The sequence below is a fragment of the Sulfitobacter sp. DSM 110093 genome (genome assembly GCF_022788715.1).
GTDB lineage: Bacteria > Pseudomonadota > Alphaproteobacteria > Rhodobacterales > Rhodobacteraceae > Sulfitobacter.
The window spans coordinates 243,123-268,356 of the sequence record NZ_CP085170.1 but is presented as its reverse complement, the minus strand read 5'-3'; the positions used below and the strand labels follow the sequence as shown (position 1 = coordinate 268,356).

The following is a 25,234-nucleotide window of genomic DNA, read 5'->3' as shown; positions in this document are numbered from 1 at the left end:
ATCTGCCCTCGCTCTCAGTAACGCTATTATTCGGTAGCGCTTTTGTTTCCGTTACTTAATGCCATTGAAGGATTGCTTGCAACAGATTCTTGCGTGATTAGCACGGCTACAGGCAACATTAGCCGCGTTGAGCAAGTGAAGTTGGGTAAGATTCTCGAGGCAAATCTTTGAATTTATGAGATCTTTCAATGCATGACCTGAACTATCCTTGCTGAAGGTACGGAACAAGTCGACGGAGCCCCTCTTCCCCATATTAGAGCCGCATCTCGTAGATCGGCAGAATCGCAACTGGGTCATCCTGACCCGCAGGCATATTAGACACGGTAAATCTTTGGCCAGCCTGTCTCCCGAACAAATTTCAGAGCTCCCAGGTCTAGCTTCCCCAGAATACTCCTGACAGGGTGCGCGAAGAGGGGCTATGCCCCATTGCGGGGGAGGCCAGCGCGGGATGGTCGATATTTGGAGCGGCATTGCACAAGCTTTCTGGCTTGTCTTCACACTCGATGCTGAACTGCTGGAAATTGCAGGCCGATCGTTGCGTGTGACCCTGTCCGCCTTGATGGTCGCCTGCCTGGTTGCTCTCCCATTGGCGGCCTTGGTCGCAGTTAAGCGGTTTCGGGCACGGCGTTTGGTCATTGCGGTGCTGAACGCGCTGATGGGCCTGCCTCCGGTAGTGGTTGGGCTTGTCGTCTATGTGGTACTCTCTCGCTCAGGACCGCTTGGCGTCATGGGTCTGTTGTTCACACCGACGGCCATGATTATCGCGCAGGTTATCATCATTGTGCCGCTTATTGCCTCGATCGCGCATCAGTCGATCCGAGATCTTTGGGAGGAGTATCACGACCTGCTGATCTCAATGAACGTCACGCAGAAGCAGAAAATACAGACCCTACTGTGGGACTCGCGCCGTGCTTTGTTGACTGCCGCCCTCGCGGGCTTTGGCCGGGCGATCGGTGAAGTGGGGGCGATCATGATTGTTGGGGGCAATATCGATCACGCAACGCGGGTTCTGACGACTGCCATCGCGCTGGAGACGGGTAAGGGCGAATTCGCTTTGGCCTTGGCACTTGGTTTCGTGCTGATTGGGCTCGCGGTCGCGGTAAACTTGGCGATCCATTGGTTGGGCCGGACTGAACGAGAGGGGCGGTGGTGATGCAGCTCTTCCCGATGCAAGCTATCGCAATCGAGAGCCGCAGGCGCGGGCAGCGCTTGGTTGGGCCAATAGATTTGACGTTAGGGGGGCAGGGCGCCACTGTTGTGATCGGGCCAAATGGGGCGGGAAAGACCACTCTGTTGCAGCTGTTGCACGGCACAGCGCGGCTTTCAGCCGGGCAGATTGATTGGGCTTGCCCGACGGAAGAGGCACGACATAATCAAGCATTCGTATTCCAGCGCCCGGTGATGTTGCGGCGTACCGTTTTGGAAAACCTTACTTACCCGCTACGCCTGCGCGGTGTCGGCAAAGCAAGGGCATACCAGTTGGCAGAGGAATGGGCCACGCGCGTCGGATTAGAGCCACTCTTGGGCCGCGCAGCGCCGGTGCTGTCGGGCGGCGAACAGCAAAAACTGGCGCTCGCGCGGGCATTGATTTGTGAGCCGACACTGTTGTTTCTTGATGAACCTTGTGCCGCGTTGGACGGGCGCGCCACACGTGAGATCGAAGCGATTTTACAGGCTGCGAAATCACAAGGTACCCGGCTTATCCTTTCGACCCACGATCTTGGTCAAGCACGGCGCTTGGCCGATGACGTCTTATTCCTGCTTGGCGGGCGTCTGCATGAAGCGGGGCCAGCAGATACGTTTTTCAACCAACCTGAGACCGAGGAGGCTCGGGCATTTCTAAGAGGAGATATCGTAGAATGAAACATTGGATTATGGGCGCCATTTCGGCATTGGCCATCGGTAGCGCGGCGCAGGCGGCGGACGTGATGAAGATGGCTGTCACCACGTCGTTCAACAATTCCGGTCTAGCTGACGTGCTACTGCCAGAGATCGCGGCAGATCTCGACCTTGAAGTCCAATTGCTGGTCGTGGGTACTGGCCAAGCGCTCAAGCTTGGCGAAGCGGGGGATGTTGATGCGATCCTCGTACATTCGCGCAAGGCGGAAGAGGCGTTCGTTGCTGGCGGGTTTGGCAGCCACCGGACTGAGATCATGTATAATGATTTTGTCTTCATCGGGCCCAAGGCTGATCCGGCGGCAATTGCCGGGTCCGATGCGGCCACCGCAGCGCTTGCGGCGATTTCTGACGCCGGCTCAAATTTTGTCAGCCGCGGCGACGATAGCGGCACGCATAAGAAGGAGCTCTCGCTTTGGGCCGAAGCTGGGCTGGATCCCGTAGAGTTCGGCGACTGGTACAACGCTGTCGGCGCAGGTATGGGCGCGGCGCTCAACACCGCGTCGGGAATGCCTGCCTATGTCATGTCAGACCGGGCAAGCTGGCTGAACTTTGGCAACAAGGGCGATCTGGCGCTGCTCTACGCAGGGGATCCGGTGCTATTCAACCAATACGCCTATTTGCCAGTAAACCCTGAGATGCACGGTCACGTAAAGAATGATCTGGCCCTGAAACTGGAAGAATGGCTGATCTCTGACCGTGCGAAGACTCTGATCAACGAATACAAGATCAATGGTGAAACGCTGTTTGTCTTCAACGCAAACACGGCGGAATGACCTGAGTGAGAGACCATCCGCGCCGTTTTGCGTTGCGGGTGGTCTATTCGGGCAGATCGCCGTGGATCGCAAACTGCTCTAACCCCGCATCTTGCGGTTGGATCATCCGAAAGCTTTCGCGCACGCCTGCATCTGTCAACTCGCGCGCCACTGTCAGCAAGCAGTTCGGCGCGTGATCGGCGCACAGTTCAACCATCTGCGCGAGTTCCTCCGCCGCTACAGGCCGCGCGGCTTCGACTGAGGGTGCGCCGTAGTAGGTTACGAAGTGCTGTGCGAGCATATCCGTGAGAGTGGTGATCTCGGCCTCTTCGATCTGGGTTATCGCGACGAAAGTGACCCGACCAAAGGTCTCCAGCCCTAGCCATCCGTTTGCAAACGCCTGACGTGCCTTGCCCGTCAAATCTCCTTCGGTCCAGTCTGAAAACTCGAAGCCGCCGGAGATGCACCATTCGCCAGTCCGAGCGGGGGAAGCAAAGACGTTGCGGTCGCTTTCGTCGAAGTGGATCGCACGGGCGAGTTTCAGGGTCATGGGGCAGGCTCCAATAAGGTTGTCAGCGGGATCAGATGCGTGGTGTCCCCACTGAGCAGTAGCATACCGAAATGTTCGTCGACACCGATGAAACTACCAGTCTGGCCCTGTATCGATACTTCGTGATCGATATCAAAGACCAACCCGCGCCATTCACTGTGGAGGCTCGCAGGACCAAGGTCTTCCCAGCGGTTGATCCAATGCAGCGTATGCCGGGCCCAAGATTCGATCAGGGCAGGCGGCTGAACCTCTGCGCAGCCTTCGGCAAAAAGCGCGGTTTGATCTGGATTGAGGCCTGTTTCGGCCATGTCAGGATCTTCGGCCGGGTAGAGCGGTAGAGTGAAGCCCACGACAAGCCAGTCGGGGATAGCGTCAGGATCGGTAGTTGATGCGACCATGCGGAAAGCTCCGCAGGCGGCGCCACTAAGGCGAATGCCGCCGCCCCATTCCAACTGCACAGCCACCTCGGGCGGGGCCAGTGCGCCGAGGGCGTTCTGAAATCCGACCCCGCAGAGTGGGAGCATGGCCACCGCCTGCGCCAATGGTACTTCGGGCGCAAAGACCAATGCGCACTGCATCTCGGCCCCGTCCAACCGGTACGTTATGAGACCTGCATCGCAGCCGCGTGCGGCGCGCGTGCAGGCGGCACGGAGGGCGTCATCGGTCACAGCCTCGCCCGACATCAAAGGAGGGAATGAAAGCCCTTCGCTCATGCTGCGCCGGCGTCGATCAACTGTTTCGCGATCGCGTGGAAAGCCGCAGCCTGTTTGCTGTCCGGCTGGCTAACCGTAATCGGTGCGCCGCCATCCGACGCAAGCCGGATTTGCAAATCAAGCGGCACTTCGGCCAGCAGCGGCACGCCCCATTTTTCGGCCTCAGACGCGACACCGCCGTGACCAAAGACATGCTCTTCGTGACCGCAGCTGGTGCAGATATGCGTCGACATATTCTCAATCATCCCAAGGATTGGCACCTTAAGTTGATTAAACATGTCGATCCCCTTGCGGGCGTCAATCAGAGCCACATCCTGCGGTGTAGAGACGATTACCGCCCCGTCCACATGGGCCTTTTGCGCCAGTGTCATCTGCACGTCACCGGTGCCCGGCGGCAGGTCGACAATCAGTACGTCAAGCGCACCCCATTGCACCTGCGTCATCATCTGTTGCAACGCGCCCATCAACATCGGCCCGCGCCAGACGACGGCCTGATCTTCGTTGGTCATCAGGCCAATCGACATCATGGTGACGCCGTGGTTGCGCATCGGCAGGATGGTCTTGCCATCGGGCGAGGCGGGGCGGCCCGATACGCCGAGCATACGAGGCTGGCTGGGGCCGTAAACATCGGCATCCAGCAGGCCCACGCGGCGGCCTTGCGCAGCCAAAGCGCAGGCGAGGTTCGCCGAGACGGTGGATTTACCAACGCCGCCTTTGCCCGATGCAACGGCGATGATCCGGTCAACACCGGGGATCTTCTGCGGGCCTGAGGGTTCGGCGGCACGTTGTGGTTTAAGGTCGGGCGGCGGGGCTTTCTCACTATGCCCGGTCAGCACGATGGAAACTTTTGAGACTCCGTCGACCTGCGCCAGTGCTGCTTCGGCCAGCGCTTTGGCTTCCTCATAGGCTTTGGCTTGGGCGGGCGGGATTTCCATCACGAAACGCACCGCGCCCGCGTCGTCCACATTCAGTGCGCGCATCACGCCACTGGCCACGATGTCAGTCCCCGTGGCCGGATCGGTCACGGTCTTCAAGGCGGTTAGAACCGCTTCTCTGCTGGCTGTCACGTCGCTTATGCCTCGCCCTTATCCGCGCCGGCGATGGTGCCGTCGATTTCGTGCTCCAGTCCAAGCTCGGGGATGGAGATCACGGCCTTAACCGGAAACGTTTTACCGGCAGTGTCACCTTCGCGCATGGCCTTTTCGATGGCCTGCTGCGAGGTCACGCCGACCTGTTTGAGAAACTTGCGCATCGACATGTTGAAGTCTTCGCTCATGGGAGGCTCCTGTGCTGTGGGGCGGCGACCTAGTGGTCGCGCCGTTTGGAGAGGTAATCGTCGGTGGTGCGGGGGCGCGGGCGCTCATTGCCCGTCATTGGGTTATTGGTGCTGTGATATTGCGCATTGATCCGGCAGTCATCGCACATCTGGATCATGCGCAGTTTTGATTCATCGGCAAACATCGAATGGTTGCGCAGCTTGTCGGTGATTTTCTCAACAGTGGATTTCACCCCAAAGAGCGTGCCGCATTCGACACAAGGAAATGGCTCTTCTTCGTTCAGCACCCGTTGGCTCAGTGCGGCATCGGTCAGATCAAGCTGCGGCGCGAGGGTGATCGCGTCTTCGGGGCAGATGTGCTCGCAGAGACCGCATTGCAGGCAGGCGTCCTCCTGAAAGCGCAGCTGCGGCAAATCAGGATTATCGCCAAGTGCACCCGACGGGCAGAGCGAGACACAAGACAGACACAGCGTGCAGGCGTCCTTGTCCACCAGCACCGCGCCATAAGGCGCACCTTGGGGCAGGGGCAGTACCTCGGCTTCGGGTTGAAGCGCGCGGGCAGCTTGCCGGGCAATCTGGCGGCGGCTGCCCATCGGGCGCACGGGCTGCGCGACCGGCTTGGGGGCTGTACCGTCATAGAGCAGATCGGTCAGCGCGTCTGGATCAGGGGTATCGATCAGCATCATCCGTGCGTCGCCAGCAATGGCACGGGCGAGGGCGGTCTGGGTCTCAATTGCATCGCGGTCGGCCTTGGGGCCAAGCAGTAGGGAGACATGGGCGAAACCAGCGGCCAGTGCGGCCAGCGCTTCGGCGTGACCAAAGGCCGCGAGCGCGGGCAGGTGCATGGGTATCACATCGGCAGGCAAGCCGCGCCCGTGACGCGCGGCAAGGCGGATCATCTCTGCACCGTGGTCGTCATGCACCAAAAGACGTGGCGCTTCGCCATCCGCCTCAAGATAGGCGCGGGCAAGGGTCTGAACCCGCCGCATCGTGAAGTCCACAGGTGGCGCGTCATAGCTGATCGCCCCCGAAGGACAGGCAGAGGAACACGCCCCGCAGCCCGCGCAAATCATCGGGTCCACGGTCACATGATCGCCGTCCGGTGTGATCGCCCCGGTGGGGCATAGATCGAGACAGGCCGTACATCCTGTCTGCCCGGCGCGGCTGTGCGCACAAAGCAATGGCTCGGTGCGCACATAAAGCGGCTGCTCGAACGTGCCGACCAAATGCGATGCGGCCAGTACTGCGGCGGCGACAGCGGGCGGATGCGCAGGATCGGCGCGGAGATAGCCTTCGCGTTTCTCATGGGCCGGGAACAGTGGTGTGTCACCGCGCAGGTCAAGGATCAGGTCACATTGGCTGCGTGCGCCATCACGCGGATCGGTCCACGTCAGGGGGCCACGACCCCGTGGGTCAACCTGCCGCAATGCGTCGATCACCACTTCGAACTGGCCAAGCGCGCCTTTGGCCCGGCGCAACTTGCCAGAGATCAGATCATAGCCGCGCAGTTCGGGGAGGCTGTCGTCGGCCTCGGTCACACTGTCTTCGATCAGCAAGGTTACGCTCAGGTGGTCTTTAAGCTGCGCTGCGGCTTCCAACGCTGCCGGTCCACGTCCAAGGATCAGGCAAAGCCCCTCGGATCCAACATCGATGGTTTTCTCGGCGGGCGCCTCTAACAACGCCTCTGTAGCGAGCGCGGACATTTTGGGCAGTTTATCGAGGGGGTCATCTGACCATCCGGCCCGGTCGCGTAGGTCCAAGAGAGGGGCAGGGGGCAGGCCCAATTCCTCAGCCAATTCGGTAAAGACGCGTTCTTCTTGGGTGCAGCATAAAATCGCATCCCCTGTGTTCAGTGCCTTGGCCGCGCGGTCGATCTGGGTGGTGCAGAGGGCCGAACAGGGCTGCATGACAGTCAAACCGGTGCTTTCGGCCAGCGCATCGGAATCGATACGCTGCGACCCTGCACAATCGCATGTTATCAGTGTCTTGGCCATGAATTTTCCCTTGTTTCGCGCGCCAATCGGCCACCCCTAAGGGCCCGGTTGAGGCCCCAAGCTAGACGGGATTTGGCACCGCCCACAACCGGAATCGGGCAACTCAGAGCCATGGCGCGCCGAGGCGACGCAGCTAATAAAGTGTAAGGCGCGGCGCGGTGATTCGAAATCGGCCAATCTCGCAAAATCCTAGTGAAATACTCAAGTTAGACAAAACGTCCAAAGCATCATTGACGGCACAAGGTCGCGGGTCATCTTGTCTGAATAGCCAAGTTTTTCAGGGCATCACGCGGTTTTACGCTTCCCCATAGTGGGAGTTTAGGGCGAAGGTCAGAGCAACGGAGGAGCCAGTTGATTCATAACCCGAAAATGTACCGGACGATGCCCTTGGGCATTGTACTGCGGCGCGCGCCGGGGGTGACCCGTTGGGCCAAGTGGAGCTGGAAAGCGACCGCTGTGCTGCCCGGTGCCGGGGAAGCGGATTGGCGTGAGCTGCGCCGCGATGGCGAGATCGTCGAATACCATGCCGCAACACTTCAGATTGAATTACACGGTGCTGAGACCGAAGCCTACGTTCACGGGTTGGGTGCCGACGTGCCCTGCGTCTATGTGGTGATGCGCCCCATCCCCGGTGCGACCGACCGCCCCTTCAAACTCGCCCTCGTTACCGCCTCTCCTTATGAGGCGCAGGATTATTGCGACAGCGCCGAAGAAGTGGTCGAAAAAGTCGCGATGACGCCCGGTTTGCTGGCGTGGGTGCAAGAGTTTGTCGAAGAGTTTCACCAAGAGGAAGAGTTCGTAAAGCGGCGGCGTGATCGCCTGCGGACGGATCGCCAGCAAGACGGCATCGGTGATCCGCGTATCGAGAAACCAGCAGACATCTACGCCTCGCCCGCATTAAAACGAAAGCGTCTGGCATGAGCAGCTTTTGGCAAAAACGCCGTGCCGCCGTGGCAGCAGAGGCAAAGGCCGAAGTGCGCGTGCAAGAAGCCCGCGTGGCAGAGGCCGAAGAAGCGGCCTTGGCCGAGCGCAGCGATGACGATTTGCTGGCCGAGTTCGATCTGCCCGCGCCGGAGGATCTGGTCAGCGGCGAACAACTCCGGGCTTTCCTCAAGGCGCAGCTGCCGCAACGGCTAAAGACCCGTGCGCTGCGCAGCTTCTGGCGGACCAATCCAGTGCTTGCCTGTCTTGACGGGTTGAATGACTACGACGACGATTACACAGCAGCCGCGACTGCTGGCAAACCTGTGAACACGATCTATCAAGTGGGCCGCGGCATGGTGGCCAAGGTCGAAGAGGTATTGACGGCTGAGACCGATGCGCCTGAGGGGGCCGCTGAAGCGGTTGCGGAAGATGCGCCCGTTCTTGCATCGACCCATGATGTGGTCGTGCCTGCCCCACGCCGAACAGAGACAGCGCTGGCGCAAACAGCACCTCAGCAGACCTATAGCGTACCTGTAGATCATGCCGAGGAAGAGACCGCGCAACCCGCGCCGACCCTCCGCCGGATGCGGTTCCACTTTGCCAGCGATCTGGCCGATGACATGGAAGGTAGCAGCGCATGACCCAATTGGCCGCGAAACCCCTACTCGAAGAGGACCGCCTGCGCGCGGACCTCTATAACTTCATGGGGCTTATCCTTTCCGGACCCCCGGATCAGATGCTACTGGATCAGTGTGCGGGGCTTTCGGGCGACGACAGTGAGTTGGGGCAGGGGTTCAAAGCCTTGTCGCGGCTGGCGTCCAACACCAAACCAGCAGGGGCAGAGAGCGAGTTCAATCGGCTTTTCATCGGTCTGGGTCGGGGCGAATTGCTGCCCTATGCAAGCTTTTACCTTACTGGCTTCCTGAACGAAAAGCCGCTGGCTGCTTTGCGTCAAGACATGATCGCGCGCGGGCTTGAGCGGGCGCCGAATGTGTTCGAGCCCGAGGATAACATCGCCTCACTAATGGAAATGATGGGCGCAATGATCGCCGGCCGTTTCTCGGCACCGGCCACGCTGGCGCAGCAAAAGACATTCTTTAATCGGCACATTGCCCCATGGGCCGGGCATTTCTTTGCTGACCTCGAAGGCGCGAAAAATTCGGTTTTCTACGCCCCCGTGGGTAAGATTGGCCGCGCCCTTATGCAGATCGAAGCCGAGGCATTTCGCCTTAGCAAAGACAATTAACACGTGACGAGACCGCTGGGGCGTCCCGCCCTTGAACAAGAGACGTAACAGGAGAGACAAAATGACACGCAAGCCAGAGGGTTCCACCAAAGCACCCGTTCGCAAAGATCGGCGCGATTTCCTGAAGTTCGCGGGCACCGCCGCCCCATTGGCCGCCGTCGCCGTGGCCACCACCGGGACTGAAGCCGAAGCGGCCAAAGCGCCTGACCTGACGTCGGACCGCATTCAAGATACCGAACACACGCGCGCATATTACGCCTCTGCTCGGTTCTAATCAGATACCAAGGGGCGCTGCCCTTTAAACTTGGCCGGGCGGAAAACGCCCGCCGTTCAATAGCCACCTCAGGCGGGGACCAGCCCGCGCACAGGGAGTGAAGATATGTTGAGGAAAAAGACCAATGGGGTCGCGCGGTCTGCGCAGCGGACAGGCATCATGTCCGACGTGGCGCGAAGCGGTATTGACCGGCGCGCATTTCTGCGCGGTTCGGGCCTTGCCATCGGGGGGCTAAGCGCCATCGCCGCAACCGCAGGCAGCGTGCAACAGGCATCTGCCGCCACTGCCGCCGTCAGCGGAAAGATGGAGATCAAGAAATCCGTCTGCACCCATTGTTCGGTCGGGTGTACCGTCATCGCCGAAGTCTCTGATGGCGTTTGGTTGGGGCAGGAGCCCGGTTGGGACAGCCCGTTCAACCTTGGCGCTCACTGTGCCAAAGGCGCGTCGGTCCGCGAACACGCCCACGGCGAACGCCGCCTTAAGTACCCGATGAAGAAAGTCGGCGGCGAATGGCAGCGGATTTCTTGGGAACAGGCGATCAATGAGATCGGCGACAAGATGACCGCCATCCGCGACACCTCCGGCCCGGATTCGGTCTACTGGCTCGGCTCGGCCAAGCATTCCAACGAACAGGCCTATCTGTTCCGCAAGTTTGCCGCCTACTGGGGCACCAACAACGTCGACCACCAAGCGCGGATTTGTCACTCTACCACCGTTGCAGGGGTGGCGAACACATGGGGCTACGGCGCCATGACCAACAGCTACAATGACATCCATAAATCCAAGGCGATCTTCATCATCGGTGGCAACCCCGCCGAGGCGCACCCGGTGTCGCTTCAGCACTTGTTGAAGTCGAAGGAAGAGAACAACGCGCCGCTGATCGTCTGTGACCCGCGTTTCACCCGCACGGCGGCCCATGCCGACGAATATGTGCGGATGCGTCCCGGTTCTGACGTGGCGCTGGTTTGGGGCATCCTCTACCACATCTTCGAAAACGGTTGGGAAGACGAAGAGTTTATCCGCACCCGCGTTTGGGGCATGGACGAGATCCGCAAGGAAGTCGCCAACTGGACACCAGATGAGGTTGAGCGCGTCACCGGCGTACCGGGCGAGCAGCTTCAGCGCGTGGCGCGGACCTTGGCCAACAACCGTCCGGGCACCGTGATCTGGTGCATGGGTGGTACACAGCACACCAACGGCAACAACAACACCCGCGCCTACTGCATCTTGCAACTGGCTTTGGGCAACATGGGCACCGCCGGCGGCGGCACCAATATTTTCCGCGGCCATGATAACGTGCAGGGCGCAACTGACCTTGGCGTTCTAGCCGATACGTTGCCGGGCTACTACGGCCTGTCCGATGGCTCTTGGGCGCATTGGGCGCGGGTCTGGGATGAGGAACTGGAATGGCTCCAAGGCCGTTTCGCTTCTTGGACCGATGGCGCGGGCGAAGAGCAGAAGATGATCAACCTTACCGGCATTCCGGTATCGCGTTGGATCGACGGTGTGCTTGAGGATCGCGAGAACCTTGAGCAGCCCGATAACACCAAGGCGATGGTGCTTTGGGGTCACGCGCCGAACTCGCAGACCCGCCAGAAGGAACTGAAAACGGCGATGGAAAAGCTCGACCTGCTGGTCGTGGTCGATCCTTACCCAACCGTTTCCGCAGTTCTGCATGACCGGACCGAAGATACCTATCTGCTTCCGGCCTGTACGCAGTTCGAAACTTCCGGCTCTGTCACTGCATCGAACCGGTCGCTGCAGTGGCGCGAAAAGGTTGTCGAGCCGCTGTTCGAAAGCCTGCCGGATCACACGATCCTTTATAAGTTTGCCAAGAAGTTCGGCTTCGAAGATCGCATGTTCCGCAATATCGAAGTGAATGGTGAAGAGCCACTTATCGAAGACCTGACGCGCGAGTTCAACAAGGGCATGTGGACCATCGGCTATACCGGGCAGTCGCCTGAGCGGATGAAGATGCACATGCAGAACCAGCATACCTTCGACAAGACCACTCTGCGGGCCGTCGGTGGCCCGGCGGATGGGGATTACTACGGTATGCCGTGGCCTTGCTGGGGCACGCCTGAAATGAACCACCCCGGCACCGCGAACCTTTACGATATGTCGCTGCCGGTCGCCGAAGGCGGCCTGACCTTCCGCGCCCGTTTCGGGGTTGAGCGTGATGGTGAGAACCTGCTGGCCGAAGGCGTCTATTCCAAAGGGTCTGAAATCAAGGACGGCTACCCTGAGTTCACCATGCAAATGCTAATGGACCTCGGCTGGGACGGCGATCTGACGGCAGAGGAACGGCAGAGCATCGAAGCCGTCGCGGGTTATGAAGCGCCTGAGAATGCGGACGATGGTCAAGAGGAAGTCGGTGAAACCTCGCAACAGGGCGAGATGGATTCGGATTACGTGGCTCAAGTTGGCGGTATCAACTGGAAGACCGACCTCTCGGGCGGCATCCAGCGAGTTGCGATTGAACACGGCTGCGCCCCCTTCGGCAACGCCAAGGCCCGCTGCGTGGTCTGGACCTTCCCTGATCCGGTGCCGAAACACCGCGAGCCGCTCTATTCCAACCGGCGTGATCTGGTGGCGGATTATCCGACCTATGACGATAAGACCTTCTGGCGGGTGCCGACGCTTTATGCGTCCATCCAAAAAAACGACTTCTCTGAGGAATTCCCGATCATCCTCACTTCGGGTCGATTGGTCGAATATGAAGGCGGCGGCGATGAAACCCGGTCGAACCCATGGTTGGCCGAATTGCAGCAAAACATGTTCATCGAGATCAACACTCGTGACGCCAACAACCTTGGTGTGCGCGACGGGAATGACGTTTGGGTTGAAGGGCCAGAAGGCGGCAAGATCAAAGTGATGGCCATGGTCACCGAACGGGTGGGCGAGGGCGTAGCCTTTATGCCCTTCCACTTTGGCGGGCACATGGAAGGCGAAAGCCTGCGGGGGAAGTACCCTGATGGCGCCGACCCGATCGTATTGGGCGAAAGCACTAACACGGTTCAGACCTACGGCTACGATTCAGTCACACAAATGCAGGAGACCAAAGCGACTCTCTGCAAGATTATGCCAGCGTAAGGAGACAAGAGAATGGCAAGAGCAAAGTTTCTCTGCGATGCCGAGCGCTGCATTGAATGCAACGCATGTGTAACGGCTTGTAAGAACGAACACGAAGTCCCTTGGGGCATTAACCGCCGCCGCGTGGTGACCATTCAGGACGGCCAACCGGGCGAACGCTCGATCTCGGTCGCCTGTATGCACTGCTCGGACGCGCCCTGTATGGCGGTCTGCCCGGTGGATTGTTTCTACCAGACCGACGACGGCATCGTCCTGCACTCCAAAGACCTCTGCATTGGTTGCGGTTACTGCTTCTACGCCTGCCCATTTGGCGCGCCGCAGTATCCGCAGGCTGGCAACTTCGGCAGCCGCGGCAAGATGGACAAATGTACCTTCTGCGCCGGCGGCCCCGAAGAAAACCACAGCCAAGCGGAGTTCCAGAAGTACGGCCGCAACCGGATCGCGGAAGGCAAACTGCCAATCTGCGCCGAGATGTGCTCGACCAAGGCGCTTCTCGCCGGTGACGGTGACATGGTCTCTGACATCTACCGCGAGCGCGTCGTCGCGCGCGGCTTTGGCTCCGGCGCTTGGGGCTGGGGTACGGCTTACGAGCAAAAGGGCCAGTAACGGCTTTTGGGGCGGCCTGACCGGGCCGTCCCTTTTCTCCATATCTGTCTAGCCGGGGGATTTCCCATGCTGCGCCACCTGATGGCTCTTTTCATTCTCGCCTTGGCCGCGCTGCCGGTCAGTGCGACGGCGCAGGACGTGCGCCTGCCCGAGAACGCGACCCCCTCGGCCATCGACCGCGCCAACACCGGTGGCGCGCAGAACCTGGCCGACATCGATCGCCGCCAAAACGGGGCCGAGATTGACGACGGGTTCCGGCGCAACAATCTGGGGGGCGACGCCGCGACGGTGCCGGGGCTTGGTCCGCTTGGTGGGCGCTCCGACCCGGACCTGTGGCGTGGCATCCGCTATAACGAATTGCCCGTGCGCGTGAGCACGATGAACAAGACGGGCCGCGTCCTCGTGCAGGACAACGGAATGTGGTGGCAGCAATTCCGCCAAGGCCCGCTGGCAACCTACGGCGCATGGCTTCTTGCCGGGACGCTGGCAGTGCTCTTGTTATTCTATCTCTTGCGGGGGCGGATCCGTATCGAAGGCGGCAAGGTCGGGCGCACCGTCACCCGTTTCAAAGCGATTGAACGCTTTGCCCATTGGATGCTGGCCGGATCTTTTATCCTGCTTGCCCTCACGGGGTTGGCCACGCTCTTTGGCCGCAAGGTGGTCATTCCGCTTTTGGGTCATGAGTTCAACTCGGTCCTGCTGACCGGGTCCAAGTTCATCCACAACAACGTGTCATGGGCCTTTATGATCGCGCTGGTCATGGTTTTCTTTATGTGGATTTGGCACAATATCCCGAACAAGACTGACTGGGTCTGGATCAAACAGGGTGGCGGTTTTATTGGTGACAAACACCCGCCCGCCAAGAAGTTTAACTTCGGCCAAAAAATTGTCTTCTGGGCCGTGATCCTCTTGGGCTTCTCTGTATCGCTCTCGGGTCTATCGCTGCTGTTCCCCTTTGAGATCCAGCTTTTTGGCCATACCTTCGGCCTAATCAATGACATCGGCGTGGCAGACGCGGCGGGCCTTGGTCCATTGCAGGACGATCTGACGCCTCATGCGGAAATGCAATATGCCCAGCTTTGGCACGCGATCATCGGCTTTCTGATGATGGCGGTGATCTTGGGCCACATCTATATCGGGACACTCGGTATGGAGGGCGCCTTTGACGCCATGGGCAACGGCGAGGTTGATGAACGTTGGGCAGAGCAGCACCATTCGCTCTGGCTGGATGAAGTCAAAGATAACAAGCGGACCCCCGCAGAATGATGGGCGGCGTTCAGGTAAAAGGATACGCGCAATGAAGGCCATGCTGGCAGGGTTTCTGGGCGTCGCGGTGATCGGCGTGGTGGCCTATTTCGGTCTGCATGAGATGGGCTTTTCCTCGGCCGAGGTCTATTCAGGTGAAAACGTCCGATTGGACTGACACCGAAGAGGCATATCATGGCGGCAGGCGATGAATACGGCGGCACGCTCGAAGGCGCGTCGGTCCTTGTGATCGACGACGAACCGGGCATGCGGCATTTCCTGACCAAGATTTTGGAGCCCCGCGTGAAGAGGGTCGCGCAAGCGGCCTCGCCTGCGGAGGCCACCAAACTCTTGGATGAGGCGCATTTCGATGTGGTGGTGCTTGATAATATCATGCCCGGTAAGACCGGTTTGGAGTGGGTGGTCGAACAGCGCCGCAAAGGGTTCTACGCCGATACGATCCTGATCACCGCCTATGCCGATCTGGAAACCGCCATTGCCGCGTTGCGGGCAGGGGTCAGTGATTTCGTGCTGAAACCCTTCCGGGCGAACCAAATCCTCGGCGCCGTTTCCCGCACGCTCGACCGCAAGAACCTGCGCCGCGACAATACGCTGCTTCGGCGCGAGCTGCACGGCGGGATAGCGGTGCAGATGCTTGGAAAATCTGAGGCGTTGTCGAAGGTTCGCGGTATGTTGAACCGTCTGGCCCCCGTGCCAACGCCAGTACTTTTCACCGGGGCCAGCGGCACGGGCAAAGAACTGGCAGCGCGGCAATTACACCAGATGTCTGATCGGGCCGACAAACCATTTGTTGCGGTTAACTGTGCTGCGATCACACAAGAGCGCATCGTGCCCGAACTTTTTGGCGCGGTAGAGGGGAACGAGACCTTGCAGCCGGGTCTGTTTCTTCTGGCTGATGGCGGCACCCTGTTCCTTGATGAAGTGGCGCAGATGCCTGAGCAGTTGCAGGCAGCACTCCTGCGTGTGCTGGAGGATCAACGCATTCGGCCCGAGGGTGCCGAGCGTGAGATACCGCTGAACCTGCGTTTTCTCTTTGCCACTAACGCCGATCTGCCAAAAGCGGTGGCAGAGGGGCGTTTCCGCGCTGACCTTTACCACCGCATGAATGTGGTCGAAGTGGCCATGCCCCCGCTCAAAGATCGTTCGGACGATATCGTCGAACTGGCTGCGATGTTCATGCAGCAATTCTCAACCGCGCTCGGCATGCCGGCGCTACGTTTGGATGCAGAAACACTGCTTAAGCTGCGCCGCTATGACTGGCCGGGTAACGTGCGCGAGCTGAGAAACCTGATCGAACGGTCCGTGATCCTCGGCAGTCTGCCCGAAGCTTTTGCGGGGCACGGCAGTGTGGATGGGCCGAGGGCCATTGAGGATCTCGAACTCGTGACGCAGCGCCATATGCTGCACATCCTTGATCTGTGCAAAGGTAACAGGGCAGAGGCCGCGCGGCGTTTGGGCGTTTCGCGCAAGACCGTGGACCGCAAACTGGCCGCTTGGGCCGCCGAAGGTTTGGATATCGATGCCCTTTAAGAGGTTAAGGCAATCCTAATCGCGCATATCTGTTCTAGGTTCGTTGAATATCCGGACTCACAGCAGAACAGTGTCCGTCCTCGGTGGTATAGAATAGAACGAAATCCATTTTTCCCGACACGGTAGGACCATTATTCCATCTGAACCAATACATCCCGCCAAACGTTCCTGTTTGAGCGACGGTGTTGAAGCGGGCGGCGCCCGGTGACATCTGATGCTCAAGCGTTACAGGAGTAAATTCAATGCTGAAACAGATCGTTACCGCCACCGCGCTCGCCGCAGTATCCGGCACCGCAGTCTTTGCCCAAGACAATGAGACGCTGCGCGTCGGCATGTCGGGCGGCTATTTCCCATTTACCTTTGTGAAGCTCGACGAGCTTCAGGGGTTTGAAGTCGACGTGATGAACGCCGTTGGCGAAGAGGCTGGCCTTGAAGTTGAGTTCGAAACTATGGCCTTTTCCGGCCTGATCGGTGCCCTAGATGCAGGGCGCATCGACACGATCGCCAATCAAATCACAATCACATCAGAGCGCGAAGAAAAATTTGCCTTCACCGCGCCTTACGTTTTTGATGGCGCGCAGGTCGTGATCAAAGAGGGCAACGAAGAGATCGGCAGCGTCGAAGACCTGCGCGGCAAGACCGTTGCGGTTAACCTCGGCTCGAATTTTGAACAACTGCTGAACGAACTCGATTTCGCTGATGAGATTGAAATCAAGACCTATGAATCCAACATCGCCCAAGATACCGCGCTTGGTCGTGTGGATGCATTTGTGATGGATCGCGTTTCGTCTGCCCAACTCATTCAGGAAAGCCCTCTGCCGCTGGAACTTGCTGGCAAGCCTTTCTCTGAGATCCGTAATGCGCTGCCGTTCCAAGACAACGACGAAGGCCGCGCCCTTCGTGACCGCGTAGACACCGCACTGGAATCGCTGCGCGAAGACGGTACACTGGCCGAGATCTCGGACAAGTGGTTCGGCACAGACATCACCAAAGCGGAGTAACCCATGCGGGCGCTAGACCTTGACTACATGCTGGGGCTGGTGCCCGTCATATTGGGCTATGTACCACTGACACTGTTAATGGCGGCTGCGGGGATGGTGTGCGCACTCATCCTCGCCTCGCTTTTGGCGGTAGAGCGGGTGGCAAAAGTGCCGGTGCTCGATTGGTTCGTAGTGCTTTTCATCAGCTTCTTTCGCGGCACGCCGCTGCTGGTGCAGCTGTTCCTTTTTTACTATGGCCTACCCCAAGCGCTTTCGTTCTTAACCAAGGTCGACGGTGTGACCGCGACGATCATGGGGCTGACGCTGCATTTCGCGGCTTATATGGCCGAAAGTATACGCGCTGCAATCGCGGGCGTGGACCGCAGTCAATGGGAAGCAGCGCAGTCTATCGGCATGACCCAAGGCCAGATGATGTTGCGTATCATCTTGCCGCAGGCTGCCCGGATCGCTGCGCCAACTTTGGTGAATTACTTCATTGATATGGTCAAAGGCACTTCGCTGGCTTTTACGCTTGGCGTGACCGAGATGATGGGTGCCGCTCAGAAAGAGGCGGCAGGCAGCTTTCTCTATTTCGAAGCCTATCTTGTTGTCGCGATGGTCTATTGGGTCATCGTCGAAGCGCTAAGCCAAGGCCAGAAACGGCTTGAAACCTATCTGAACAAGGCGTTTGCACGATGATTGATATTTCTGGCCTGACCAAACATTTCGGCGCCGCGCCTGTGTTGGACGGCATCGACCTGCAGATCGCGGATGGGGAGCGCGTTGTGGTGATCGGTCCTTCGGGAACGGGCAAGTCGACGCTGCTTCGCTGTCTTAACTTTCTCGACGTGCCGCAGGCGGGGCAGATTACCATCGGAGATGTGACAGTTGATGCTGCGAAGGCGCGCAAGTCGGATATATTGGCGCTGCGCCGCCGCACCGCGATGGTTTTTCAGAACTACGCGCTTTTTGCCAATAAGACTGCCAAGCAGAACATCATGGAAGCACTGGTGACGGTACACAAGCGCCCGGTCGAAGAGGCCGAGCAGCGTGCGCTGTCGGTGCTGGCCGAAACCGGTTTGGCGGATAAAGCGGATAGTTTTCCTTCGGCGCTGTCAGGGGGGCAACAACAGCGGGTTGGCATTGGCCGCGCCATGGCGCTTGAGGCGGAACTGATGCTGTTTGACGAGCCGACTTCGGCGCTTGATCCTGAATGGGTAGGCGAGGTGCTTGATCTGATGCGCGCGGTGGCGGAGCGCAAGCAAACGATGCTGATCGTGACCCATGAGATGCAATTCGCGCGTGAAATCGCGGATCGGATCATCTTTATGGACGGTGGCAAAATCGTGGAAAGTGGTTCGCCATCCGAGATTTTCGGTGGGCCAAAGGATGCAAGGTTGCAAAGGTTTCTTAAGCGGGTTGGGGAATAGCCGGGGGCGGAATGCAGCCGGAAGTGCCGGGCCAGCAAAAGCAAAAAGGCCCGCCAATCGGCGGGCCTTTTCCTTAGAGCCGATAGGCTGAAATCATTCCGCGCAGGCGCGGATCTTTTCGATGTCCGGGCCATTCGGTGTGCGGCCCAAGTTGAACGGTGCCGAGGCATCACGCCATTTGGCGTAGTCGTTCAGATACTCCAACTGGCTCAGGTAAACCTTTGCGGAATCGGGGTTCTCACAGGCGGTTTCCTCGATGGTTTCGTTGGCCATTTCCTGAACGGTCGCCAGCGTTTCATCGTCGTAGCGGTTAATTTCGATGCCCGCGTCGAGGAACTGCTGGTAGGCTTCAGTTGCACGCTTTTCGGTGAAGGAGAGCGACCAGACTAGGTTGGCCTGCGCCGCGATTTCAAGTGCTTCGCGGGTTTCGTCCGACAGCGCGTCCCATGCGCCTTTATTGATCATCACACCGAAGATCGACGCCGACTGGTGCCAGCCCGGTGTCGCCCAGTACTTGGTGACCTGCTGGAAACCGCCCGAGAAGTCGACGTTGGGTGTCGAGAATTCCGCGCCATCAATAACGCCGCGCTCAAGCGACTGGTAGATTTCGCCACCGGCCATGGAAACCTGAGACCCGCCCAGTTTCTCCAACAGACGGCCCTGCTCCAGACCCGACAGACGCAAACGCTTGCCCTTGAGGTCTTCCAGCGTAACGATCTGCTCATTGGTGCGGAAACCGGATTCGTTGTTGGTCACACCGTAGGGCAGATAGACCATGCCGAACTTGCCATAGATCTCGTTATAGAGGTCTTTGCCGCCCCATTGTTCGATCCAGTTGACGTAATCAACCGCGTTGAACAGGCTCGCCGTGGTCGCCAGCGGCGAGAAGGCAGAGTTGCGGCCAGCCCAGTAGCCGGGCCAGTCGGCGCCGGCCTGAACGGTGTTGGATTCAACCGCGCCAAATACTTCGCCCGCGGGGACGAGCGAGCCGCCTTCGAAGAATTCGATGGTCAGGTCTTCGCCCGTCAGCTTGTTGGCCAGATCAACGAAGTGTTTGTCGATCTCGATCAGTTCCAGCGAAGTGGGCCATGTGGTGGTCATGGTCCAGTTGTCTTGGGCCGCGGCTTGCGTGCCAAAGCCTGCGCAGAGTGCCAGACTGGCAAGTGTTGATTTCAATTTCATAATATTCTCTCCTCCGTTGATTTATTTTGTATAGAGCGTTTCCGGCAACCAAGTGACAAGCTGCGGGAACAGGGCAATGGCCACGCACATCATCAGGATCAGTCCGATGAAGGGCAGCACACCGACGATGATATGCGACGTCTTGACCTCACGCGGGGCAATGGCGCGCAGATAGAACAGCGCATATCCAAAGGGTGGCGTGAGGAAGGACGTCTGCAGAACCACCGACATCAGGACGACGAACCACAACAGGCTCACGTCCATCTCCTGAACGATGGGCAGGAAGATTGGGAAGGACAGCAGCACGATGCCGGTCCAATCGAGGAAGGCGCCAAGGATGAAAACGATGAACATCATCATCGCGATCAGCAGCCATGGCGCCATGTCGAGGTTGCGGATGATCTCTTGGGTGGCGCGCAGACCCCCGGTGATGTTGAACACCCCGGTAAAGGCAGTGGCACCAACAACAATGAACAGGATCATCGCCGACGTGCGGCCCGTTTCCAACATTGCGCCATAAAAGCTGGCCCAGGTGAATTTGCGCCGCATAATGACAATCACCAGCGCGAGTGCGGCACCAATGGCCGAGGCTTCGGTCGCCGTGGCGATGCCCGCCAGCAGCGAGCCAAGGATGCCAAGGATCAGCACCAGCGGCGGCACCGCTTCGATCAGCAGCATACGCACAAGCGCGGGTTTGGAGATCTTCTCATCAGGCTCAACCGCGGGGGCCATATCAGGGCGGACGACTGCGACGATAAAGACCCAGACCGCATAAAGTAGGCCCAACACCACGCCCGGCACCATCGCACCGGCGAACAGTTCACCCACCGACAGCGGCGAATAGGAGGCCATAAGGATCAACATGATCGACGGCGGGATCAGAATGCCAAGGCAGCCTGAAGCCGCGATGACACCGGTAGTAAGGGTCGGACTATAACCATACTGCAGCATCGGACGCAGGGCCATCACGCCCATGACGGTGATCGAAGCCCCGATGATGCCCGTGGTCGCCGCCAGCAAGATCGAAATGAAAACTACCGCCAGCGCCAGACCGCCACGGATGTTCGACATCAAAAGCCGTAGCGATTCGAACATCTTATCCGTCACGCCCGAATCTGACAGGAACCTTGCCATCAAGATAAACAGCGGAATTGCGATCAGCGTAAAGTTGTCAAGCACGTCGCCGAAAATCCGGTTGATAACGATGCCCAGCACCATGGGCTTGCCAGCAATAACAGCGCCAAGAACAGCGGTGCCGCCCAGAACAAAGGCCAGCGGGTGACCCATGAAAAGGCCCAGCAACAGCAGGCCGAACATGGTGAGTGCAATAAGTTCAGGCGTCACGTGGCAGTTCCTGACGGTTAAGTACGAGTTTCAGAAATTCCGACACGCCTTGCAAAAGCAACAGCGCCGCGGCGAGGCACATAGCCATTTTCAGCGGATAGACCGGCAGCTGCACAGAGCCATATGTCGTTTCACCTTGGGCATAAGAGCGCATGGCGAATTCATAAGAGCGGGTGGTGAAGATCCACGCGAAGGGGAAGAAAAAGATCACATAGCCCGCCGCTTCGACCCAGCGTCGCAGGGTGGGGGCAAGGGTTTCGGTGATCAGATCGACCCGCACATGGGCCTGATGACGCAGCGCATAGCCGCCCAGCATGACGAAATAAAAGCCATATAGCTGTTTAGTCACATCAAAGGCCCAGCGTGTCGGATCGTTCAGCGCATAGCGCATGAAAACGTCATAGATGATGATCGCAGCAAAGATGACGGCAACGACCGACACAATACGCCCGACGAATTCGTTCATCTGGTCGATGAATTTTAACAAGATCTGAGCCCTCCCTGGCAGCTCGCACATTATTCACCTTTCTGCCGAAAACAAGGCGAAAGACCAATAATACTACAGCTTTACGTAGCACTACGTATGCGGCTTCGGGGGAGATTGTCTAGCAAGAGGCAGGTTCAATTCGTGTAGACCATGGACATTTGCGAAAACCGACGATTATCTGCTGCACATAGCCCTCTGCGCCGACGTCGGAGGATGCTTAACAATTATCCTTTGGGAGGAAAAACATGGATCGTCGTTCATTTATTCGCAAAGCCGGTGTGATGGGGGCAGGTGCTGCCGCTACGACGCTTGCAGCGCCCGCAATTGCGCAGGGCAACATCACGTGGCGTATGGTTACCACATGGCCCAAGAACTTCCCCGGTCTGGGTGTCGGCGCACAGCGTCTGGCCGACCGGATCACCGCCGCGTCGGGCGGCGAGCTGACCATTCAGGTCTTCTCGGCTGGTGAGATGGTTCCGCCGCTGCAGTCGCTGGATGCGGTGATCGACGGTACAGCCGAAATGAGCCACGGTGCCGCCTACTACTGGCAGAACAAATCGCCCGCGCTGTCGTTCTTTACCGGCGTACCTTACGGCATGACAACGCCCGAGCTGACAGCTTGGATGCGTTACATGGGCGGTCAGGAAATCTGGGACGAAATCTATGACCAGTTCGGCGTTCAGGGCTTCCTGTCCGGCAACACCGGCACCCAAACGGGTGGTTGGTTCCGCGATGAGCTGAAGAGCCTCGATGACGTCAAAGGCGTTCGCTTCCGGACGCCGGGCCTTGGTGGCCGCGTATGGGAAAAATTGGGCGCGACCGTGACAAACATGGCGGCGGGCGAGATCTTCCAAGCGTTGCAATCTGGCACGCTGGATGCCGCTGAATTCGTTGGCCCTTACAACGATCTGGCGCTTGGCTTCCATCAGGTTGCTAAGAACTACTACATGCCATCCTTCGTGGAATCGGGTCTGGCGACCGAGCTTGTTGTCGACAAGAAGAAGTATCAAGAACTGCCCGAAAACCTGCAGGCCATCATCCGCGATGTAAGCCAAGCGGAATACGATCAGGTTGCGGCTGACTTCTATGCCAACGACCCACGCGCACTGAAGACGCTGGTGGATGAGCATGGCGTGATCGTACGCAACTTCCCCGACGACATCATGGAAGCCGGTGCCAAGGCCTCGGTCGAAGTTGTTGAGGAACTGCGCAACAGCGACGATCCGTTAGTCAAGAAGACTGCCGACAGCTTTGTCGAAGCGCTGAACCTTGTCCGTACCCGGACCGAGAACATTGATAGCCCCTATGTTCAGGCGCGTCAGAAGTTCCTGAAGTACTAAGCTTTGCAGTAAGAGATGAGGAAAGGCCCGGTGGTGACACCGGGCCTTTTGCTATTGGGGTAGGGGCCTAGTCTCTGTCCCGCCCGGTCGCACACCGGGCATCGCCCTCCCTCCCCCGGAGGGCGATTTTGCAACGCTTCGCCAACCGGATCGGTCAGCGGTCGATGCACCGGGGCAGCTACTTTCAAACGTGCGGATCGCCCCCCAGAGAGGGCGATACCCTTAGCGCTTCAAAAGACACGAAGGCTCTTAGCCCGAGATCACCTTCGGCAACCATGTCACGATCTGCGGGAAGGCAAACAAGATCGCAATCGCCACCACCTGCAAGGCCACGAAGGGCAAAATGCCTTTGTAGATCGCACTGGTCGGCAGATCCTCTGGGGCGACCCCGCGCAGATAGAACAGCGCAAAGCCAAAGGGCGGCGTGAGGAAGGACGTTTGCAGGTTTACCCCGACCAATACACCAAGCCAGATCGGATCAATATCCAGCATCAAAAGCACAGGCGCGGTGATCGGGATCACGATGAAGATGATCTCGAATGTATCAAGGATGAATCCAAGGAAGAACATGATGACCATAACCACCGCCACTGCTGCCAAGGGGCCGCCGGGTAGGTTGCTTAGGAATTCATGAACCAAATTGTCGCCGCCCATCATTCGGAACACGATGGAAAAGACCGACGCGCCCAGCAGAATGATAAAGACCATGCTGGTGATCGTCGCCGTCGCGATCATCGTCTCGCGCAGGATGCGGAAGGACAGACGCCAGCGCAGCGTAGCCAAGATCATCGCGCCGACTGCACCGACTGAAGCGGCCTCTGTCGGGGTGGCGATGCCACCAAGGATCGAGCCCAGCACAGCGAGGATCAGCAACAGCGGGGGTACCAATGCCACAAAGAAATCACGCAGCAATTCGCCCTTTTCATCGGCAGGTACAGGTGTTGCGGGGCAAGATTCAGGCGCGGTCACAGCTTTGAACAGCACATAGCCAAGGTAGAGCGACACCAACAAGATGCCCGGCAGAAGCGCCCCAGCAAAGAGGTCACCGACCGAAACGGGCGAAGGCGCAAAGTTACCCTTGGCCATCTGCACCTGAGAGTTGATGCCCGCCAGCATATCGCCCATGAAAATCAAAACGGTCGATGGCGGAATGATCTGCCCCAATGTCCCGCTTGCACAGATTACCCCTGTCGCAAGCTTTGGGTCATAGCCCGCCCGCAACATCGCAGGCAGAGAGATCAGCCCCATGGTCACAACCGTCGCGCCAACCACACCGGTCGACGCAGCAAGCATCGCGCCCACGATCACGACAGAAAAGCCAAGGCCTCCGCGCAGGTTGCCGAAAAGTTTGCCCATGGTCATCAGCAGTTGCTCGGCAATCTGGCTGCGTTCCAGCATCACCCCCATAAAGATAAACAGCGGCACGGCGACCAGCACTTCGTTGGTCATAAAGCCGATATAGCGGTTGGGCAGTGAGCCAAAGTTCGACGGATCGAACACACCAAAGCCGATGCCGACTAAACCAAAAAGCAGCGACACACCCGCAAGGGTAAAAGCCACCGGAAAGCCGAGAAGCAAAAAGCCGATCACGCCAAAGAACATAAGCGCGGCGAGCATCTCGCCAATCAAAATCGGGTCCATCAAACGGCTCCCTGCGGGTGGTCTGCGGGGATTTGGTCCCGGCTATATTGGATGGATTTGGGCACCAGCTCGGCATTACCGCTTAGCACCAGAACGGAGCGGATGATCCACGCGATGCCCTGAAGGGCGATCAGCGCGGCGAAACCGATGATGAAGGCTTTAAGAATGTAGAGCCCCGGCATGCCGCCCACATTGGCCGAGGCCTCGCTGTAGCCCCACGCCCGTTGCACGAATGGCATGGAGTAGGCGTAGACGACCCAGCAAAAGGGCAGCAGAAACACCACCACACCGATCAGATCAATCAGCGCGCGGCGCGCCATCTTGGCGGGGCGGTAAAAGATATCGACACGCACATGGTCATCACGCAGCAGTGCAAAGCCCGCGACCGCAGTGAACATCGCACCATTCAGCCAGATATAGAGATCCTGCATCCAGACAAAGCTGATCGCAAAGACATATCGCTGCACGACGACAGTGAAACAGACAAGCACGATGCCGAGCGACAGCCACGCAAAGACATTGCCGATGATGATATTCACCGCACAGATAAGTTTGGCAATTCCTGCTAGAAAACGCACCCTTGTCCCCTCTCCCGTCAAGTTCGCTTGCACGTCAATCAAAGGGAGGGGGGAAAATGTCAAGATTTAGATGCTCTACGCGGCCCAAGCCTGCCCGTTGTGTTTGTGCGGCGACATGGGGGGCGACAC

At 58.7% G+C, this 25,234-nt stretch carries 26 protein-coding genes; 16 read left to right on the top strand and 10 right to left on the bottom strand.

Annotated features, from left to right (window positions below):
- The first annotated feature begins 448 nt into the window (after positions 1-448).
- Genes DSM110093_RS20725 through DSM110093_RS20715 form a run of 3 tightly spaced genes read left to right on the top strand, consistent with a single transcriptional unit; the run spans position 449 to position 2,672 of the window.
- Positions 449-1,153, top strand: coding sequence for an ABC transporter permease (locus DSM110093_RS20725; RefSeq protein WP_243268313.1), 705 nt, complete (start codon positions 449-451; stop codon positions 1,151-1,153).
- Positions 1,153-1,863 (top strand): ATP-binding cassette domain-containing protein, encoded by a 711-nt coding sequence (locus DSM110093_RS20720; RefSeq protein ID WP_243268311.1) that lies wholly within the window; start codon positions 1,153-1,155, stop codon positions 1,861-1,863. The genes DSM110093_RS20725 and DSM110093_RS20720 overlap by 1 nt, the downstream gene beginning before the upstream one ends.
- Positions 1,860-2,672: a substrate-binding domain-containing protein gene (locus DSM110093_RS20715; RefSeq protein ID WP_243268309.1), complete on the top strand. Its 813-nt coding sequence runs from the start codon at positions 1,860-1,862 to the stop codon at positions 2,670-2,672. The genes DSM110093_RS20720 and DSM110093_RS20715 overlap by 4 nt, the downstream gene beginning before the upstream one ends.
- 43 nt (positions 2,673-2,715) lie before the next feature.
- Here the strand turns inward: DSM110093_RS20715 and DSM110093_RS20710 are convergent, their stop codons facing one another.
- Genes DSM110093_RS20710 through DSM110093_RS20690 form a run of 5 tightly spaced genes read right to left on the bottom strand, consistent with a single transcriptional unit; the run spans position 2,716 to position 7,184 of the window.
- Positions 2,716-3,201: a DUF6505 family protein gene (locus DSM110093_RS20710; protein WP_243268308.1), complete on the bottom strand. Its 486-nt coding sequence runs from the start codon at positions 3,199-3,201 to the stop codon at positions 2,716-2,718.
- Entirely contained in the window at positions 3,198-3,914 is a 717-nt protein-coding gene (locus DSM110093_RS20705; RefSeq protein ID WP_243268307.1) for a biotin/lipoate--protein ligase family protein, read from the bottom strand. The genes DSM110093_RS20710 and DSM110093_RS20705 overlap by 4 nt, the downstream gene beginning before the upstream one ends.
- Entirely contained in the window at positions 3,911-4,981 is a 1,071-nt protein-coding gene (locus tag DSM110093_RS20700; protein ID WP_243268305.1) for an Mrp/NBP35 family ATP-binding protein, read from the bottom strand. Before DSM110093_RS20700 ends, DSM110093_RS20705 begins: the two co-directional genes overlap by 4 nt.
- A 5-nt stretch (positions 4,982-4,986) precedes the next feature.
- Positions 4,987-5,190, bottom strand: a complete 204-nt coding sequence (locus tag DSM110093_RS20695) for a DUF6494 family protein (RefSeq protein WP_243268303.1) — start codon at positions 5,188-5,190, stop codon at positions 4,987-4,989.
- 29 nt (positions 5,191-5,219) lie between these two features.
- Positions 5,220-7,184: a 4Fe-4S binding protein gene (locus DSM110093_RS20690; RefSeq protein ID WP_243268301.1), complete on the bottom strand. Its 1,965-nt coding sequence runs from the start codon at positions 7,182-7,184 to the stop codon at positions 5,220-5,222.
- Positions 7,185-7,565: 381 nt separating this feature from the next.
- On the opposite strand from DSM110093_RS20690, the gene DSM110093_RS20685 reads away from it, so the two are divergent.
- From DSM110093_RS20685 to DSM110093_RS20635, 12 genes are all read left to right on the top strand, one after another.
- Positions 7,566-8,105, top strand: coding sequence for a DUF3305 domain-containing protein (locus tag DSM110093_RS20685; RefSeq protein WP_243268521.1), 540 nt, complete (start codon positions 7,566-7,568; stop codon positions 8,103-8,105).
- The gene (locus tag DSM110093_RS20680) at positions 8,102-8,749 is read left to right on the top strand and encodes a DUF3306 domain-containing protein (RefSeq protein ID WP_243268299.1); all 648 of its coding nucleotides are present in this window, start codon (positions 8,102-8,104) and stop codon (positions 8,747-8,749) included. The genes DSM110093_RS20685 and DSM110093_RS20680 overlap by 4 nt, the downstream gene beginning before the upstream one ends.
- Positions 8,746-9,354, top strand: a complete 609-nt coding sequence (locus tag DSM110093_RS20675; protein WP_243268297.1) for a molecular chaperone TorD family protein — start codon at positions 8,746-8,748, stop codon at positions 9,352-9,354. The genes DSM110093_RS20680 and DSM110093_RS20675 overlap by 4 nt, the downstream gene beginning before the upstream one ends.
- Before the next feature lie 61 nt (positions 9,355-9,415).
- Positions 9,416-9,628: a twin-arginine translocation pathway signal protein gene (locus DSM110093_RS20670; protein WP_243268296.1), complete on the top strand. Its 213-nt coding sequence runs from the start codon at positions 9,416-9,418 to the stop codon at positions 9,626-9,628.
- Between the two features lie 105 nt (positions 9,629-9,733).
- Complete coding sequence (locus DSM110093_RS20665; RefSeq protein WP_243268294.1) at positions 9,734-12,721, top strand: formate dehydrogenase subunit alpha; 2,988 nt, start codon at positions 9,734-9,736, stop codon at positions 12,719-12,721.
- 12 nt (positions 12,722-12,733) lie between these two features.
- Positions 12,734-13,327 (top strand): formate dehydrogenase FDH3 subunit beta, encoded by a 594-nt coding sequence (gene fdh3B, locus DSM110093_RS20660; RefSeq protein WP_067266580.1) that lies wholly within the window; start codon positions 12,734-12,736, stop codon positions 13,325-13,327.
- Between the two features lie 66 nt (positions 13,328-13,393).
- Positions 13,394-14,593, top strand: a complete 1,200-nt coding sequence (locus DSM110093_RS20655) for a formate dehydrogenase subunit gamma (RefSeq protein ID WP_243268292.1) — start codon at positions 13,394-13,396, stop codon at positions 14,591-14,593.
- Between the two features lie 31 nt (positions 14,594-14,624).
- Positions 14,625-14,750 carry a hypothetical protein gene (locus DSM110093_RS20915; protein WP_269343110.1) on the top strand — a complete coding sequence of 42 codons (126 nt, stop codon included), beginning with the start codon at positions 14,625-14,627 and terminating at the stop codon, positions 14,748-14,750.
- A 17-nt stretch (positions 14,751-14,767) separates the two neighbouring features.
- The gene (locus tag DSM110093_RS20650) at positions 14,768-16,123 is read left to right on the top strand and encodes a sigma-54 dependent transcriptional regulator (RefSeq protein ID WP_243268290.1); all 1,356 of its coding nucleotides are present in this window, start codon (positions 14,768-14,770) and stop codon (positions 16,121-16,123) included.
- A 242-nt stretch (positions 16,124-16,365) separates the two neighbouring features.
- Positions 16,366-17,124, top strand: a complete 759-nt coding sequence (locus tag DSM110093_RS20645) for an amino acid ABC transporter substrate-binding protein (protein WP_243268289.1) — start codon at positions 16,366-16,368, stop codon at positions 17,122-17,124.
- A 3-nt stretch (positions 17,125-17,127) separates the two neighbouring features.
- Entirely contained in the window at positions 17,128-17,802 is a 675-nt protein-coding gene (locus tag DSM110093_RS20640; protein ID WP_243268288.1) for an amino acid ABC transporter permease, read from the top strand.
- Positions 17,799-18,533, top strand: a complete 735-nt coding sequence (locus DSM110093_RS20635; RefSeq protein ID WP_243268287.1) for an amino acid ABC transporter ATP-binding protein — start codon at positions 17,799-17,801, stop codon at positions 18,531-18,533. Before DSM110093_RS20640 ends, DSM110093_RS20635 begins: the two co-directional genes overlap by 4 nt.
- Positions 18,534-18,626: 93 nt before the next feature.
- Here DSM110093_RS20635 and dctP read toward each other — a convergent pair whose 3' ends face one another.
- The 3 genes from dctP to DSM110093_RS20620 are packed head-to-tail and all read right to left on the bottom strand — an operon-like array spanning position 18,627 to position 21,549.
- Complete coding sequence (gene dctP / locus DSM110093_RS20630) at positions 18,627-19,715, bottom strand: TRAP transporter substrate-binding protein DctP (protein ID WP_243268285.1); 1,089 nt, start codon at positions 19,713-19,715, stop codon at positions 18,627-18,629.
- A 21-nt stretch (positions 19,716-19,736) separates the two neighbouring features.
- A complete protein-coding gene (locus tag DSM110093_RS20625) occupies positions 19,737-21,059 on the bottom strand; it encodes a TRAP transporter large permease subunit (protein WP_243268284.1) in 1,323 nt (440 codons plus the stop codon).
- The gene (locus tag DSM110093_RS20620; RefSeq protein ID WP_243268519.1) at positions 21,049-21,549 is read right to left on the bottom strand and encodes a TRAP transporter small permease subunit; all 501 of its coding nucleotides are present in this window, start codon (positions 21,547-21,549) and stop codon (positions 21,049-21,051) included. Before DSM110093_RS20620 ends, DSM110093_RS20625 begins: the two co-directional genes overlap by 11 nt.
- A gap of 242 nt (positions 21,550-21,791) precedes the next feature.
- Between DSM110093_RS20620 and DSM110093_RS20615 the strand changes: the two genes are divergently transcribed.
- A complete protein-coding gene (locus DSM110093_RS20615) occupies positions 21,792-22,886 on the top strand; it encodes a TRAP transporter substrate-binding protein (RefSeq protein ID WP_243268282.1) in 1,095 nt (364 codons plus the stop codon).
- Between the two features lie 249 nt (positions 22,887-23,135).
- On the opposite strand, the gene DSM110093_RS20610 is transcribed toward DSM110093_RS20615, so the two are convergent.
- Together DSM110093_RS20610 and DSM110093_RS20605 are read right to left on the bottom strand one after the other, a co-directional pair.
- Entirely contained in the window at positions 23,136-24,527 is a 1,392-nt protein-coding gene (locus DSM110093_RS20610) for a TRAP transporter large permease subunit (protein WP_243268281.1), read from the bottom strand.
- Complete coding sequence (locus tag DSM110093_RS20605; protein ID WP_243268279.1) at positions 24,527-25,105, bottom strand: TRAP transporter small permease subunit; 579 nt, start codon at positions 25,103-25,105, stop codon at positions 24,527-24,529. Before DSM110093_RS20605 ends, DSM110093_RS20610 begins: the two co-directional genes overlap by 1 nt.
- Positions 25,106-25,234 lie beyond the last annotated feature (129 nt).

Coding starts and splice junctions, on each gene's coding strand:
- DSM110093_RS20725 (WP_243268313.1), top strand. CDS start 449: ATGGTCGATATTTGGAGCGGCATTGCACAAGCTTTCTGGCTTGTCTTC.
- DSM110093_RS20720 (WP_243268311.1), top strand. CDS start 1,153: ATGCAGCTCTTCCCGATGCAAGCTATCGCAATCGAGAGCCGCAGGCGC.
- DSM110093_RS20715 (WP_243268309.1), top strand. CDS start 1,860: ATGAAACATTGGATTATGGGCGCCATTTCGGCATTGGCCATCGGTAGC.
- DSM110093_RS20710 (WP_243268308.1), bottom strand. CDS start 3,201: ATGACCCTGAAACTCGCCCGTGCGATCCACTTCGACGAAAGCGACCGC.
- DSM110093_RS20705 (WP_243268307.1), bottom strand. CDS start 3,914: ATGAGCGAAGGGCTTTCATTCCCTCCTTTGATGTCGGGCGAGGCTGTG.
- DSM110093_RS20695 (WP_243268303.1), bottom strand. CDS start 5,190: ATGAGCGAAGACTTCAACATGTCGATGCGCAAGTTTCTCAAACAGGTC.
- DSM110093_RS20690 (WP_243268301.1), bottom strand. CDS start 7,184: ATGGCCAAGACACTGATAACATGCGATTGTGCAGGGTCGCAGCGTATC.
- DSM110093_RS20685 (WP_243268521.1), top strand. CDS start 7,566: ATGCCCTTGGGCATTGTACTGCGGCGCGCGCCGGGGGTGACCCGTTGG.
- DSM110093_RS20680 (WP_243268299.1), top strand. CDS start 8,102: ATGAGCAGCTTTTGGCAAAAACGCCGTGCCGCCGTGGCAGCAGAGGCA.
- DSM110093_RS20675 (WP_243268297.1), top strand. CDS start 8,746: ATGACCCAATTGGCCGCGAAACCCCTACTCGAAGAGGACCGCCTGCGC.
- DSM110093_RS20670 (WP_243268296.1), top strand. CDS start 9,416: ATGACACGCAAGCCAGAGGGTTCCACCAAAGCACCCGTTCGCAAAGAT.
- DSM110093_RS20665 (WP_243268294.1), top strand. CDS start 9,734: ATGTTGAGGAAAAAGACCAATGGGGTCGCGCGGTCTGCGCAGCGGACA.
- fdh3B (WP_067266580.1), top strand. CDS start 12,734: ATGGCAAGAGCAAAGTTTCTCTGCGATGCCGAGCGCTGCATTGAATGC.
- DSM110093_RS20655 (WP_243268292.1), top strand. CDS start 13,394: ATGCTGCGCCACCTGATGGCTCTTTTCATTCTCGCCTTGGCCGCGCTG.
- DSM110093_RS20915 (WP_269343110.1), top strand. CDS start 14,625: ATGAAGGCCATGCTGGCAGGGTTTCTGGGCGTCGCGGTGATCGGCGTG.
- DSM110093_RS20650 (WP_243268290.1), top strand. CDS start 14,768: ATGGCGGCAGGCGATGAATACGGCGGCACGCTCGAAGGCGCGTCGGTC.
- DSM110093_RS20645 (WP_243268289.1), top strand. CDS start 16,366: ATGCTGAAACAGATCGTTACCGCCACCGCGCTCGCCGCAGTATCCGGC.
- DSM110093_RS20640 (WP_243268288.1), top strand. CDS start 17,128: ATGCGGGCGCTAGACCTTGACTACATGCTGGGGCTGGTGCCCGTCATA.
- DSM110093_RS20635 (WP_243268287.1), top strand. CDS start 17,799: ATGATTGATATTTCTGGCCTGACCAAACATTTCGGCGCCGCGCCTGTG.
- dctP (WP_243268285.1), bottom strand. CDS start 19,715: ATGAAATTGAAATCAACACTTGCCAGTCTGGCACTCTGCGCAGGCTTT.
- DSM110093_RS20615 (WP_243268282.1), top strand. CDS start 21,792: ATGGATCGTCGTTCATTTATTCGCAAAGCCGGTGTGATGGGGGCAGGT.
- DSM110093_RS20610 (WP_243268281.1), bottom strand. CDS start 24,527: ATGGACCCGATTTTGATTGGCGAGATGCTCGCCGCGCTTATGTTCTTT.